The sequence below is a fragment of the Faecalicatena orotica genome (assembly GCF_905197545.1).
Lineage (GTDB): Bacteria > Bacillota > Clostridia > Lachnospirales > Lachnospiraceae > Faecalicatena_A > Faecalicatena_A orotica.
Genome location: NZ_CAJJZH010000012.1, coordinates 37,696 through 52,086, shown reverse-complemented (window position 1 = coordinate 52,086; position 14,391 = coordinate 37,696). Strand labels below are relative to the sequence as shown.

General features: G+C 44.1%; 10 protein-coding genes. All 10 read right to left on the bottom strand.

Annotated features, from left to right (window positions below; all coding sequences use genetic code 11):
* Position 1: 1 nt before the first annotated feature.
* The 10 genes from ABIN22_RS20445 to ABIN22_RS20400 all read right to left on the bottom strand — a co-directional run bounded on the left by ABIN22_RS20445 (position 2) and on the right by ABIN22_RS20400 (position 14,340).
* A complete protein-coding gene (locus ABIN22_RS20445) occupies positions 2–1,954 on the bottom strand; it encodes a glycoside hydrolase family 127 protein (protein ID WP_346910833.1) in 1,953 nt (650 codons plus the stop codon).
* Positions 1,955–2,023: 69 nt separating this feature from the next.
* On the bottom strand, positions 2,024–4,483 hold the full coding sequence (locus tag ABIN22_RS20440; RefSeq protein ID WP_346910831.1) for a glycosyl hydrolase family 95 catalytic domain-containing protein: 2,460 nt from the start codon (positions 4,481–4,483) through the stop codon (positions 2,024–2,026).
* Between the two features lie 109 nt (positions 4,484–4,592).
* Positions 4,593–6,098 (bottom strand): response regulator transcription factor, encoded by a 1,506-nt coding sequence (locus tag ABIN22_RS20435; RefSeq protein ID WP_346910829.1) that lies wholly within the window; start codon positions 6,096–6,098, stop codon positions 4,593–4,595.
* A 32-nt stretch (positions 6,099–6,130) separates the two neighbouring features.
* Positions 6,131–7,918 carry a cache domain-containing sensor histidine kinase gene (locus ABIN22_RS20430; protein ID WP_346910827.1) on the bottom strand — a complete coding sequence of 596 codons (1,788 nt, stop codon included), beginning with the start codon at positions 7,916–7,918 and terminating at the stop codon, positions 6,131–6,133.
* A gap of 19 nt (positions 7,919–7,937) precedes the next feature.
* Positions 7,938–8,771, bottom strand: coding sequence for a carbohydrate ABC transporter permease (locus ABIN22_RS20425; protein ID WP_242995978.1), 834 nt, complete (start codon positions 8,769–8,771; stop codon positions 7,938–7,940).
* Positions 8,771–9,643 (bottom strand): carbohydrate ABC transporter permease, encoded by an 873-nt coding sequence (locus tag ABIN22_RS20420; protein WP_109730582.1) that lies wholly within the window; start codon positions 9,641–9,643, stop codon positions 8,771–8,773. Before ABIN22_RS20420 ends, ABIN22_RS20425 begins: the two co-directional genes overlap by 1 nt.
* Positions 9,644–9,738: 95 nt before the next feature.
* Entirely contained in the window at positions 9,739–11,064 is a 1,326-nt protein-coding gene (locus ABIN22_RS20415; RefSeq protein ID WP_346910824.1) for an ABC transporter substrate-binding protein, read from the bottom strand.
* Between the two features lie 318 nt (positions 11,065–11,382).
* On the bottom strand, positions 11,383–11,835 hold the full coding sequence (locus tag ABIN22_RS20410) for a hypothetical protein (RefSeq protein ID WP_346910822.1): 453 nt from the start codon (positions 11,833–11,835) through the stop codon (positions 11,383–11,385).
* A 125-nt stretch (positions 11,836–11,960) separates the two neighbouring features.
* Complete coding sequence (gene metA, locus ABIN22_RS20405) at positions 11,961–12,881, bottom strand: homoserine O-acetyltransferase MetA (protein ID WP_346910820.1); 921 nt, start codon at positions 12,879–12,881, stop codon at positions 11,961–11,963.
* On the bottom strand, positions 12,859–14,340 hold the full coding sequence (locus tag ABIN22_RS20400; RefSeq protein WP_109730533.1) for an AI-2E family transporter: 1,482 nt from the start codon (positions 14,338–14,340) through the stop codon (positions 12,859–12,861). The genes metA and ABIN22_RS20400 overlap by 23 nt, the downstream gene beginning before the upstream one ends.
* Positions 14,341–14,391 lie beyond the last annotated feature (51 nt).

The following is a 14,391-nucleotide window of genomic DNA, read 5'->3' as shown; positions in this document are numbered from 1 at the left end:
CTCACACACGAATCCAGACCTGCATTTCACCGGTGTTTCTGTTTCCCCACATAAAATACGGCACGGCAATGACGTCAATTTCTCTCTCCCGCAATACATACGGGCGGTATAGCTCCCCTTCCCAGTTCTCCTCCAGCGTCCTGTAGCCTTTTGTCATGACCGCGGGTATACTGCCGGGAAGTCCGGCACCCCTGACCGTCTTAAACCTGCTTTTCGCATCCAGTCTTATGGCAGAAAGGTTTTCCCCGTTGTCTTCCTGTTCCAGACAATATACAACCGGTCCTTTTTGAATCGCAGCTTTCCCCGCATCTGCCCTTACTTTCGGATTTGCCTGTATCAATTTTGCCGGCATGGAAAGAAACAGACGGATTTCCTCTCCTTTTGCAACTGCTTTTTCAAGATACGCATATCCTTTTTCCACCCGGTATGCGATTGGTTTCCCATCCGACTGTATCTCGAAGTTCTCACACCAGCCCGGTATACGCAGGGCAATCTGGCAGGCACAGTCCGGTACCGATTGAACCGTTATTTTGATTTCCCCTTCCCACGGGTAATTGCCCTCCTGACGTATCTTATATTCCCCGGAATCTGTTTTTACACCGGCTTCCCCTGCTATATAGAGATTTATAAACAGGGTATCTCTGCCATAAGAATAGATATATTGTCCGAGTGATGTCAGGAGTCTGGCAATATTGGGCGGACAGCACGCACATCCGAACCATGTCTGGCGGACAGGCTTTACATGCCTGCGGTCCGGATTCTTTTCATTCGCTTCCGGCCAGACTTCCAAAGGGTTTACATAAAAAAAATGTTTCCCGTCACGTGACATGGAACTTAAGATTACGTTATACAGGATTCTTTCGATGACATCCCCATAGTTTCCGTCCATATCTGCCTTCTGCATCCGGTGTGCAAAAAAAATCAATCCGACAGATGCACAAGTCTCCGCGTATGCAGTCTCATTCGGGAGGTCATAGTCAAAAGTGAAGGCTTCCCCTGTATGGGTAGAACCTGCCGCACCTGTAATATACATCTGACGGTTCACGACATTTTCCCAGAGATGCCTGCAGGAAAGGAACATCTCTTCATCTTCCGTTATTCTCGCAACATCTGCCATTGCAGCATACATATACATTGCCCTCACAGCATGGCCCACGGCATGTTTCTGGCTGAACACAGACATATGGGACTGGTTGTAGGAAAGGTCCGGAGGATCTGAGGGCAGCCCCGTTTTAAAGGTTCTTTTATTTCTCGTCCCCTCCCATTCCTGTACAAAATAATTGGGTTCCTTTCCCCGCTCTTCCAGAAACCAGCGGCTAAGGCTGATATATTTCTCATTTCCTGTCACTTCATACAGCTTAACCAGTGCCAGTTCTATTTCCTGATGTCCCGGATAACCTTTTGGCATACCGGGTGCTGGTCCGAACTTTTCTGCGATATTGTCCGCACACCGGCACATCACATCAAGCAGTTTTCTTTTTCCCGTTGCTTTATAGTAGGCGGCTGCTGCCTCTATCATATGTCCGGCACAATACATTTCATGGCACTCATAAAGGTTCGTCCATTCCTGTTCCTTCCGGCCGATCGAAAAATACGTATCTAGATAACCGTCTTCCTGCTGTGCCTGTGCTATGACGTCTATGATTTCATCTATCACATTCTCCAGCTCCGGTTCTGCTTCACCTTCCAGACTGTATGCCGCGGCTTCCAGCCACTTTGCCAGATCACTGTCCTGAAAGACTTCACCATAAAACTCGCCTTCCTCCAGCCCTGCCGCGATTCTAAAATTCTGTATGGCATGGCTTAACTCGACCCCCGGCATCCTGTCATTTAATATTTCCCATTGATATGGGAGCATTGTATCCTTCACCAGCTCTATATACTGTGACCAGAAATCATCCCTGATCTCCACATCACGGTTTTCCGGTGCCCTGTAGACTTCCGTTATTCCCATATTTCTTCTCCTCTTTATAGAATTTTATCCCGGAGCCGTCAGGTTCCGGGATATTATATTCCAATACGGCTAAATCATCCTGAAATCCAGTTTTACTGCCGCATCTTTCTTAAGTTCTAATTCAAATTTACTGCCGCATTCCCCGTATACTTTACCGTCTATCCTTAATTCTTTATATCCCAGAGGGAAGGAAAACTCTATCGTCTGGTTTTTCATGGATGAGATCGTGGCAGACGCCTGTCCGCTCTCCAAATCCCACTCCATTTCCTCAATCTTGGCAAATGTATACAGCCAGACTCCGTGCAGGCTTCCCTTACTCAAATCTTTCGGCACTGCCGGCAGCAGCTTAATAAATCCCTCGTCTGAATATACCAGCATCTCAAGAATCATGGCCGGCATTGCACCCAGCAGGTCCGGGCAGAATACCCGGTACGGGTAATGCACCGTATTCAGTGTCCGGGTTACATACCCATGCTCCATCAAAGTCCTGAAATTATGAATTGCATCCGGGAGATCCCCCAGTCTTACGGCTGTAAAATATCTGTGGATAACGCCATGTGCAGAATCATCCTGATGGCCTCGCTTCCTGTTTGAAAGTATAAACGGTTTGACAAGCTCCGGTGTTTTTTCCGGTGAAATTGCCCGTCCCGGCCAGATATCATAATGATGGGATACATGTCTGTGGTCATAATTCTCCCCGGAATATTTAAAGGACCACTCCTTAACCGCCCCGTCTTCATCCATCAGATAATCCGGCAGTTTGCCTCGAAGTTCCTTCCACTTCGGAAGACCCGGTTCATCCAGCCCCAGAATCTCACACGCCTCCAGCAGGTTGTCCAAAACCTCTCTGCAGACCATCACATCCATCAGAGAATTCACATTCATCGCATAAACATTTTTCGGGAACGGAACATGATAGTCATTCATGGACGGATCTTCCGGTGAATAACTTGGATAAAACAGTACCTTTCCATTCTCATCTACATCGGAAAGATAATCCTCGTAAAACAATGCAATTTCCTTCAGGCCCGGCACGACACGTTCCCGTAAGAACTTCTCATCCCCGCTGACCAGATAATGCCCCCAGAACTCATTGTATATCCATCCCAGACACGCAGTCCAGCAGTAGTGGGGATATACGATGGAGAACTGGTAGAATTTACCGGAATTATAATCACAGTGAATATTTCCAAGTACTCCCCTCGCCCCATAAAATCGTTTGGCATTCAGACGGAAATCATCAAATTTTTCTTCGTAGAACCTGAAATAAATATCCATCATTTCCGGCAGCCCGGTCATATTGCCGGAGCATACCTGCAGGTTCGTGTTAATATTATGCTGGAACAAAGACGGCGGGTCATCCCCGGTATCCGTAATCAGGAAAAACCGCCCCATATCATACAGCTTTTCCAACATCATGGCACTCAGTTCCCCGCCTCCATGCTGTTCATTCAGCAATTCCTCCGCGGACAGTGCCCAGTCCCCGCTAAGCCTGACTTCGGAGCGTTCCATCAGCGGGGCAAGGTATATCCGGTTGGCAGAGAGCATATCCTCATATGAATCCTGAATCTGCCTTACCTCTTCAAGAACCCCTGCTGCCAGCGAATGGCGGTATGCTTCTTCATACTTGACAGTGCGGGACAGAATCGTAACCTGATGTGCATTTTTAACCTGTATGTAACCGCCCTCCCGGTAAGATGTCTCACCATCAGTACGGATGACAGAACAGCAGCAGTACCCGCGTTCCCCGAACTGTGGGTCATATGCCAGAGATACCGTGCAGCTGTCAGGTGACGTTGTAATCTCCACATCACTTCCTTCAATTTCATACATGTCGTTATAAGTAACAAGCACGAACTGATCAAAGTGGTCCGGATTGTCATAACCGCCCGGAGCGACAAAACGCATGTCCACGTCAAGCGCTTCTCCGTTTAAGCGTTTCATTTCCTGTACTGTCACTTCTTTTTCGAATGAAACAAAGGACCTCCTGAGAATCCCCCCGTTATCATCCTCGCAGCGTACAACTGCCTCCCCCGACATCATATCCAGATACCGCAGATAGTCATGGCAGTTCCTGCCCTCTTTTATATCCGTCAGCAATTCAATCACAGAATGCAGCCGTGGATGAAGCCGTGGAAATTCAACACCGAACGGACGGCTGTCAATCCATTTATCATACCCCGCGTCTTTTGTCGCCTTATCCATTACTTTTGCTGCATCTTCAAACCGTCCCTGCTTTAAAAGCTTCCTTGCCTCCGGAATCGCATAGGCCACATCCGGAGGATCAGGAGTGTCCTTCCAACGCATATCCATAATCCGTTCGCGCCGGTAAATCACGCGTTCATGATAAGGATTCCCCACAATGTCAATCCGCTGCCTGCCGTTTGCAGTCACAAGGACATCTTCATCCGCTTTTGCGGGATACAGGCTACTCACACTTTTATAAGGAAGAAGTGTGCGTCTTTTCCCAATTCCCATAGGTGGATATTCTAATCCGAATTCCACTGCTTTCATACCATAATTACTCATAGAAGCCTCCTTTTCGTTCCTGTTTCTTGAACAAATTATACGTCTGAAATGTTTTATGGTAAATGGAATATACTAGACTCGAAGGAGGGAATATTTTGAACGTATGGGGCTAATTTTCGTCCTTCTTTACCTGTGTTTTATAAACGAGCGGACTGACGCCAAACTGTTGTTTAAATACCTTGCTGAAATAATACTGGTCACTGAACCCCAGCATCTCTGCTATATCTTTTACCCTCATATTCTGGTATTCATCCAGCATTTTTCTGGCTTCTTCGATTTTGATCCTGTTATAATAACTGATTGGGGTATCGTTGTAATATACTTTGAAAATTCTGCAGATATAGGAAGGGGAAATTTCAAAGTAATCTGCGATTTCCTGAAGCGACAGGTTCTTGTAGAGATTCGTCTGCATGTATTCTGTCAGTTTACAGGCAATCTCAATGGAAACCCCGTTCCTCTCCTCTTTACCCGCCGACAAGAAATCTGCGTATCCCTGCAGACACTCCTCTAATTCCTCATACTTTCTACAGTCGTTCAGCATTTTATCTGCAAGTGTTCCCGGTTCTTCCGCCAGCCCCAGACTTCCGCCCGCTGCAATGAATATTTCATCCAGAAGCGTCTGGAGGAATTTTCGCAGTACCACGACCGTATACTGCTTTTCCTCCCAATAAAGGATACTTTTATGGATTTCTTTCCGGTAATCATGAACTGCCCTGTTTTTGAGAATCCGCTCCATTTTTTTCCGGAATACCTCAATTTCCTCTTTCTGCCTGATATACGCCCCTCTTTCTTCTGGATTACCGTCGTCTTTATATACCATGCCTGCATCCAGCATAACCAGCCTTCCAAGATGGTTGGAAAGCCGGGTGTACTGGGTATTGAGGCTGCCGATGTCCTTCAGCTTTGCGGAACAGATAATGTTGACGCGTGTATATTTCTTTCTCAGTTCTGCCAGTAACAGACCCGCCTGCTGTGTGATTTGCTCTGCCGAGATTTGTTCCAGATCAAATATCACTATTTTCTCACTGTTTAATTTTGTGTTCACAATCCTGAAAGCTGAAACTGCACAGTTCTGTTCCATAATTCCGCTGACAAGTTCCTTTGATAACGGTGCCGAATACTGTTGGAAAAGGCCTACCCGTATCAGTGCAGCCACATACTGTTCCGGGAGCCGTCCGTCATTGACTAAAATCCCTTCCTGAATAATTTTCTGCAAAACCTCCTCTTCCTTCTGCACTTTATTACGGTCTGCCTCCTTCGTCAGTTTTTTCAGAATATCCATGAACTCCACTGCATCCACTGGTTTCATAACGTAATCATCAACCTGCAGCATAAGGGCTTCATGGGTAAATGTAAAATCTGCATATCCGCTGATAATGACGCACTTCACCCCTGCATACATCGCCTTCGCCTTTTGTATGAGTGTCAGTCCGTCTATGACCGGCATTTTAATGTCTGTTATAATGATATCCGGTTCATAATCTTTCAATATTTCTAATGCGCTTTCCCCGTCATATGCAGTCTTGATAAAAGAGTCATAGCCGGCTTCCTTTATCAGGCGGGCAATGTCCCTTAAGATCACTTTGCTGTCCTCTGCCACCAGAAATTTATACATTCCCATTCCTCCCATCCGCTATCTTCCCATTACTATTCAGGTTTTTCCACATCGCCCGTATCACACCTGCCGCTCAGGCGGATGGTGGAGCCCTCTTCCGGCACATGATTGAATATATGAAATTCGAAATTCCCCTCAAAAAACAGTTTCAGGCGCAATACCGTATTTAATATTCCCATCCCTCCCAGTCCCGGTTCGTCATCACTTTTTGTTTCCACATCCAGTGCCAGACTTTCATCCTGAAACCGGTCCTCTATTTCTTTTATCTTTTCTTCTGAAAATCCTTTTCCGTTATCTTCGATTTCGACAGACCAGCTTCCCTCCGATATCCTGGCTGTAACCGAAATCTGATAAGGAGGCTTCCGGCCTTCAAATGCATGCTGTATCGCATTCTCTACAAAGGGCAGGATGCTCAGACGCGGGATTTTTATTATTTCTGCTTCCTTCTGTATATTTATATGGTAATTTAGGAAATCTTCATAATACTGCTTCTGCAGTGAAAGATAATTTGTAATACATTTTATTTCTTCTCTCAGCTCCACTTTGTGCGCATTGGAATTTACCGTATACCTCAGCATATCTGAGAGCTGTTTACACATGATCCGGGCATCGTCAGTACGTTCCTCCCCCGCAGCGATGCTGATAGAATATAGTACATTATGGATGAAATGCGGTGAAATCTGCGCCTGGAGTGCGGAAAGTTTTGCCCTCGTTTCTGCCTTATTTGACTCAATTTCCCTCTGTGCGCTCATTTTCAGATCATCCAGTATCTTCTGGAAAGCATCTTTAAGCTCAACAATTTCATTATTATATACATTCTCAATCGAAAGCCCCATGTTATCATAAGTAACAGCCAAAACACTATTACGGAGATCCGAAAGAGGTTTTACCAGCATCCTTGAGGAAATCACAACCATTAATATTGCCGCCAGTGTTACACAAACAAAGAAGATCACGGTTGTATGCTGCAGAAGCCGCATAGAGGAATAAATGGTATCTTTCGGATATTGTATGTATGTCTTAATGCCGGAATAGTCCGAGGCGGCATAGAAATACATATGGTCCCCCACACTGAACATACTATTTTTCTCATCCGCCGGACTGCTGCTTAATACCTGCTGTACATTTTCAGTAACCGAGCTTGACGGATATACAATATCCCCCCTGTCGTTCATAAGCATGACATTCCCGATACGATTGATGTTACAGATTTCGTCCAGCTTTTTGTAATCCGACTGAACTTCTATGTACCCATACTGGTTCGCACCCACATCAAAGATAGCCCTCATAAAGGATATCGACGGCTCTCTGTTTTCCTCCACAGTTCTTCCATTGTCCGCATAGATAACCAGTTCTTTGTTTTCCAGCTTCTTTGCATTACCGTCTGTCTGAATCGCTGCCTCAAAATTACTTTGATTCTGGTTATATACATAAGAAAAAGAGCCATCCTGACTATACAGATATACATTTACATGCGGAAATGAGGTCAGGGTAATCGCATTAGATACAATCGAAGCGATTTCCCTGCCCCTCTTCAGTTCCTCATAATCTGTCAGCACTTGCGGATTGCTTTTTACATCCCTCATTATTTTCAGCAGTCCCGGGTCTGAGATTAATTTTTTTGTAATGTCATCCAGTTTTTCAATATAGGTGTCTGCATTTTCAGACACCTTCAGGCAGAGCTGCATATCATTATAGGTTGTCTCTTCTTCAATCTGCCTGAATATATGCATACGGATAAACAGACTGAATGATGCAGCTGCAAATATAATGATAATTGAAAATACGGCATAAAGTTTGGTCCTGAATTTAAAGTTCATACTGCTTTCCTCCTGTTCCTTATCCCTTCACGGCCCCTTCTGTCAGTCCGCTTATGAATTGTTTCTGCATAAACAAAAACATCAGGATGACGGGAAGTGCTGCCAGCGTCAGGTCTGCAAACACAAGATTCCAGTTGCTGCCGCCGTACATTCCAAAAAACTGGTAAACAGAAAGCGGCAGTGTCCTCTTTGACGGGTCATTCAGGAAGTAGAGAGGTATATTAATTTCATTCCATATTCCTGTAAATAAAAGAATCAGTACGGTAATGTTGCAGGATTTCAAAAGCGGGAGAATAATATGGAAATAAGTCTGTAATGTAGAAGCCCCCTCTATAAATGCAGACTCGTCTAAAATCCGCGGAATCCCTTTTATAAAGCCGGTATACAGAAAGCAGCTGAACGGTATATTAATTGCCGTATATAAAATAATGACATTCAGATAGCCGCCGTAAATATCCAGTACGGTAAACAGTCGTATTGTAGGCATGATCTGCATCGGTATGATGGTTCCTATAAAGAAAAAATAATACAGGAATCTGGAAAATCTGCTGCTTCTCCTCGCAAGTATAAACGACGCCAGTGAACTGACCAATATGGTAATTCCGGTAGAAATAACGGTAATAAAAATACTGTTTTTAAAAGCCAGCAATAATTTTCCCTGTTCAAATACCGCCTTGAAATTTTCAAACAGCCATTTTTGAGGCAATGCCAGGTCAAATGCCGTCACTTCGGCCGAATTCTTGAATGCTCCCAGCAGCATAATCAAAAGGGGGATAAGAATCAGCAGCGATACAAGAATCATCACCACCTGTAACACAACCCTCATAAGACGTTCCTTATGTCTTGTACTCACTATTCTTCCACCTCCCTTTTCCTCATATTATACAGTACCGGGATGCAAATAATTGATACAAATATTGCCAGTGTCACATTCAGGGCCGTCCCTAGTCCCCACTGCCCTCTTCCGAATTTTGAGAATACCTCCAGCGCGATTACCTGGGATGCATTCCCCGGTCCCCCGTTCGTAAGTGCATATGGTTCACTGAATACTTTCAGCCCGCCAATCAGGCTCAGAAGCATGTTAATGTTAAATGCCGGCGCCAGCATTGGGAATGTAATACTCTTAAAACGCTGCATGGCTGTAGCCCCGTCTATCTTGGCCGCCTCGTAATAGGATTCAGGTATGCCCTGCAGGCCTGCCAGATAGACGACCATATGGTATCCGCTCCATTGCCAGATAGATACCCCGGCAATGGAAATCATTACGATCTTTGTATCTACCAGCCATCCCTGCTTCAGAAATCCCAGACCGATATTCCCCAGAAAATCATTCAGTATACCATTCGGATGAAGGATAGGGACGAATACGAGCCCGATAATGATCGTAGAAATGACACAGGGCAGGAAAAAAATGACCCTGAAATATCCTCTGAGTTTCATCTTTGTATTCACTGCCAGAGCCAGAAGAAGCCCGTTCACGTTCTTTCCGATTACGACAATAACAGCATATAAGAAAGTATTGTATATTGCATGTTTTAATTCACTGCTTTGAAAAATAGTTTTATAATTATCAATTCCTACAAAACTGATGGCATCTTTCCCTATGGTCCAGTCGGTCAGGGAATAATAAATACCATAAATGCTGGGAGCCACAAAGAAAATCCCGAATAACAGCAATGCAGGCAAGGTCAGGAGATATGTATATATATGTCGGTTCCGGCGCATTGCATGTACCATTCCTTTCCTGAAAAAGGCACCTTAAAGTACTTATCATAAATACTTTGACCGTACTGTCCGGTGCCTGATATTTATTAAGACATTTAGAAATTCTCTATCCCTTTTGCTTTCATCAATTCCTCGAAAGTAGCATCCCACGCTGAGAGTACTTCTTCGGGTGTCTTAGCTCCTGCGAACATATCCTGGAAATATACCCAGAGGTCATTCAGATCCACTTTCATATAGGCATTCATTTCCAGCACTGTCTTTCCTGTTTTATTATATTCCTCGTACAGCCGGCCTTCAAAATCATCAAATTCAGGTTCCTTTGCCCCTTTCACATTCGGGACAAAAGAGGCTGCCTTCTGGGCCGTGTCGCACTGTTCTGGTTGTGCCATAAAATCAAGGAATTTCTTTGCTTCCTCAATATGTTTTGCATCTTTCGGTATGAAAAATTCTGCATCCAGCTGGCTGATCGTGAGGTATTCCTCTTCGCCCTCATACACCGGATATGGAAACATGTCAAACTGAATATCCGGATATGCATTCAGCAAATCTCTGACTGTCGTATTGGAACCTACCGTCATCGCATACTCCCCGCTGCTCATGGCCGCCGGAATACTATTATAGTCATCTGAGAGGACGGTGCTCTGCATATAACCGTCTTTATAGAGATTGTAGGCCTTTTCCAGACTTTCCTGTAAAGCAGGAACCTCATCCCAGCCTATCTCATTTGCATTCAGCCTGTCCCAAAGGTCCGGCTCTGATTTTGCCGCGTAATACCCCCATGTCGAAGTCGTCCACATCTGAAACGTCCACACATCTTTAAAAGGTCCATAAAACGGGGTGATCCCCTGTGAACTGAGTTTCTCACACACTGCGGTAAATTCATCGTAGGTCTTTGGAATTTCTATCCCCTTCTCCTCAAAGAGGTCCTTATTATACACAACTCCCATTCCACCTGTTTTTACTGCGAAAGCAAATCCATAAATGTTTCCGTCAGGTGCCGTTAATATCTCTTTATCCGCAAGGTTCCCCACAAATGGCTCTCCCGACAAATCAACACAGTTTTTTGCGATTTCGAGTTCATTCTCTGCCGAAACCTTATTGTAACAAATTAAATCCGAAGGCTGTCCGGAAGCCAGTTTCGTCTGGAGTATAGACGTATTCTGTGCATCCGGGTTCAGTACCAGCTCCACCTTAATCTCCGGATATTTTTCTTCAAAGGCTTTTATATTCTCTTCGCTGAATGCATATGGTATATTGTTTACTATTTCCTGACTCGCCTCAACCGTCAGTGTCACATTCTCTTTCTTTCCCCCATCGTTCTTTTTCGCGTCCTCCGAAGAACCGCCTGATGAGCCGCAGCCAGCGGCTAACAGGGACACCGCCAGAATGATACCTGTCGCTTTCATCGCCGTTTTTTTCATTCCTCTTTCCTCCTCTTATCAGAAAATTTGTAACCGTTCAGGCAGGCCTGTCTGAACGATTACAAAAGTTTACCTGTCTCTTGTTGGTTCACCGTCCGCGGAACTTTTGTTGTTTTCGATAGTCTTATTTTAACTTTCGCTTGATGATAAGTAAATGGAATTAAATGAACGTTGGGATTAATTATCTTGAACTATCTGTATAGAGCTTTTTAAATTAGCAGCTTTCTTTGTAGTATGACAATATAAAAAGAGTGTAACGCCATAATAACTTAATGGGCATTACACTCTTTGATTGCGTGGTATATGTAGTTATGGTGCTTATGATATCATTAACTTGATTTCGTCTATCTCTTTTTGCACCTTCTCAAAGCGTTTATTAATTATTTCATATACAGAATTATCTATCGTCTTGATTTTGGCAGCCGTATTGACCGTACTCTGAATATCGTCAAGCTTTTTTGTGATTATCTCGTTTTGTTCATCTGTATAACCTAAACAAGTATTGAGTACATCTGTCTCCAGCTTATTTATGCGGTCAATAAGCTCTTGCTTTGTGGCATCGACTTTATCATCTAATGTACTGACTTTATCGTCTAATGTACTGACTTTATCATCTAATGTACTGACTTTATCGTCTAATGTACTGACCCGATTGTCTAATCTCTGGATATCGTCCTTGGTTGCCATTTGGGATAGCTTTGTATCTATCTCGTCAAAACGTTTGTTAAATAATTGGCTGATCGCCTGTAAGTCCTCACTTGATAATGCCATATATCTCACCTCACTTTGTATGGTATGTATTGATTTAGTTAGTGTGTTATGTATTATACCATACTGGCTAGTGTAAAGTCTATTAAATTATCAACTGAACTTAGAGGTATGGCAGGGACAATATATTAAAACGGCGTCCCATACAAATCATAAGGCGTCAGCTGGTAAACATAATAATTGAGCCAGTTCGTATATAGATTATTCGCATGTGCCCTCCATATCAATTCCGGCTTGTTCTCCGGATTATCGTCCGGATAATAATTGACAGGCACCTGGATATCCAGTCCCTTGCCTTTATCCCTCTTATATTCCGTATCCAGTGTTATGCGGTCATATTCCGGATGTCCCATGACGAAAATCTGACGCCCCTCCTGCGCCATGCAGAGGAAAACGCCCGCCTCTTTTGAATCGGCCAGAATAGTTATCCTCTCATCCGCCTCCAGAAGTTCCTGCGGTACGGTCGTGTGTCTGGAATGAGGCGCATAAAAAATGTCGTCAAATCCCCTTACGAGTGGAATCTTACGGTTTCTGACATGGTGGCGGAATACTCCGAACATTTTATGCGGGAGTTTTACTTTATCAATCCCGAAATGATAGTACAGCCCTGCCTGTGCACCCCAGCACAGATGGAGTGTTGAAGTAACGTTGGTTTTTGTCCACTCCATGATTTCCTTGAGTTCTTCCCAGTAGTCCACATCCTCGAAAGGCATCTGTTCTACCGGGGCCCCTGTGATGATGAATCCGTCAAACTTTTTATTCCTGATATCACTGAACGCCTCATAAAATTTGTAAATATGGCTCGTTGATGTATTCTTGGACACATGGCTGCCTACACGCACAAAAGTCACATCCACCTGCAGCGGCGTATTAGACAGGGACCGTAGAATTTGAAGTTCCGTATCTTCTTTTAAAGGCATCAGGTTCAAGAGCCCTATACTGATCGGACGGATATCCTGATGTGCAGCGCGGTACTCATCCATGACAAATATATTTTCCTGTTCCAGTATTTCTTTTACCGGCAAATCATTTTGTACTCTTATCGGCATCTTTATTCTCCTTTTCTTCTTTCGTCTTCTGTTCTTTTATCTTCTGTTCTTTCCTATTATTTAGTTCATCCGAATTCCCCTGATCTTCCGGCTCTTTCTTATCCTTTGAATGTTCCCGGGGCTCCGCTACTTCGGGATTGTCATCAGAATGTACATATGTTCCGTCCGAATCTACAAAACTCCTCTCACCGTAAGAGCCCGTATCCGTAGGAAGCTTCTTTTTTTCCAGTCTGTGATTTACCAGCATGTTCACAATATAGTAGATTACTGCAAAAGTCGGAACACCCAGAATCATGCCCACGAATCCAAACAGTCCCCCGCCTAACAGGATTGCAAACACTACCCAGAAAGCGGAAAGACCCGTGGAGTCCCCGAGGATCTTTGGTCCGATGATATTTCCGTCCAGCTGCTGTAAAATCAGGATAAAGATAATGAAATAAATTCCCATCTTCGGATCTGACAGCATAATTAGAATTGCACTCGGAATCGCTCCGATATATGGGCCGAAAAACGGGATGACATTTGTAACACCTACAATTACGCTGACGAGCAGTGTATAAGGCATGTTTAAGACAGAAAGGCTGATAAAACACAAAACCCCGATAATAATAGAGTCGATAATCTTTCCTATGATAAACCCGCCAAATATTTCATTACTCTTGATTGTCAGATGAAGAATCATGTTTGCATGTGAGGGCTTAAAAATTGCATATACCCCTTTTTTGCACTGGCTTGCAAACTGTTCTTTACTAAACAGGACATAAATCGATATAATAATCCCAATGAGTGCATTCAGTATTTCACTGACAATATTGATCACACCGACGGTCAGATTCGACATCACGATGTTGATCTGTGTCAGCAGGTCTGTACGCATCCAGTTCTGGACATAATCCGTGGCTTCCTTCAGGATATTCGTCAGCAGCTGATTCAGCGTTGTATTCTTCGTATTCATCTCCATGATCGTATCAACAAGCTGGTTCAGCTGACTTGGAACCGTCACCACCATATCCCTGATGCTACGGTATAATTCTGGTATCATCATGTTAAACAGGGCAATGATCACTAGAAGCAGGACCGCGACGGCCGCAAATATTCCTGTCCCCCGCGCAATCGCATGGATTTGGTTTGGCTTTGTTAATTTCTTTTCCAGAACAGGCTTTAAGTGTGCTTCCACAAATTTCACAATAGGGTTTAGAAGATACGCAATCCCCAGACCATAGACGACAGGTTTCAGAACGTGGAATATTTCCTTAAATACCCCGGATATGGCCGGAAGCCTAAGCAGGGCAAAATAAAAAACAATACAGGCAGCAATAACAACGAAAATTGTCATCCCCCTGCTGAACTTCTGCCTTAACTTGGACGGGCCGCTATTACCAAAAGAAGGTCTTGCCGCATAATAACCGCTGTTTTCTTTTTTTTGCTCTTTCTCCGGACTTTCTTTTAATTCGCTCATTTTTTAATACAATTCCTTCCTTTTTACAGATATTATGATTATAGCGCGTTC

Coding starts and splice junctions, on each gene's coding strand:
- ABIN22_RS20445 (WP_346910833.1), bottom strand. CDS start 1,954: ATGGGAATAACGGAAGTCTACAGGGCACCGGAAAACCGTGATGTGGAG.
- ABIN22_RS20440 (WP_346910831.1), bottom strand. CDS start 4,483: ATGAGTAATTATGGTATGAAAGCAGTGGAATTCGGATTAGAATATCCA.
- ABIN22_RS20435 (WP_346910829.1), bottom strand. CDS start 6,098: ATGTATAAATTTCTGGTGGCAGAGGACAGCAAAGTGATCTTAAGGGAC.
- ABIN22_RS20430 (WP_346910827.1), bottom strand. CDS start 7,918: ATGAACTTTAAATTCAGGACCAAACTTTATGCCGTATTTTCAATTATC.
- ABIN22_RS20420 (WP_109730582.1), bottom strand. CDS start 9,643: ATGCGCCGGAACCGACATATATATACATATCTCCTGACCTTGCCTGCA.
- ABIN22_RS20415 (WP_346910824.1), bottom strand. CDS start 11,064: ATGAAAAAAACGGCGATGAAAGCGACAGGTATCATTCTGGCGGTGTCC.
- ABIN22_RS20410 (WP_346910822.1), bottom strand. CDS start 11,835: ATGGCATTATCAAGTGAGGACTTACAGGCGATCAGCCAATTATTTAAC.
- metA (WP_346910820.1), bottom strand. CDS start 12,881: ATGCCGATAAGAGTACAAAATGATTTGCCGGTAAAAGAAATACTGGAA.
- ABIN22_RS20400 (WP_109730533.1), bottom strand. CDS start 14,340: ATGAGCGAATTAAAAGAAAGTCCGGAGAAAGAGCAAAAAAAAGAAAAC.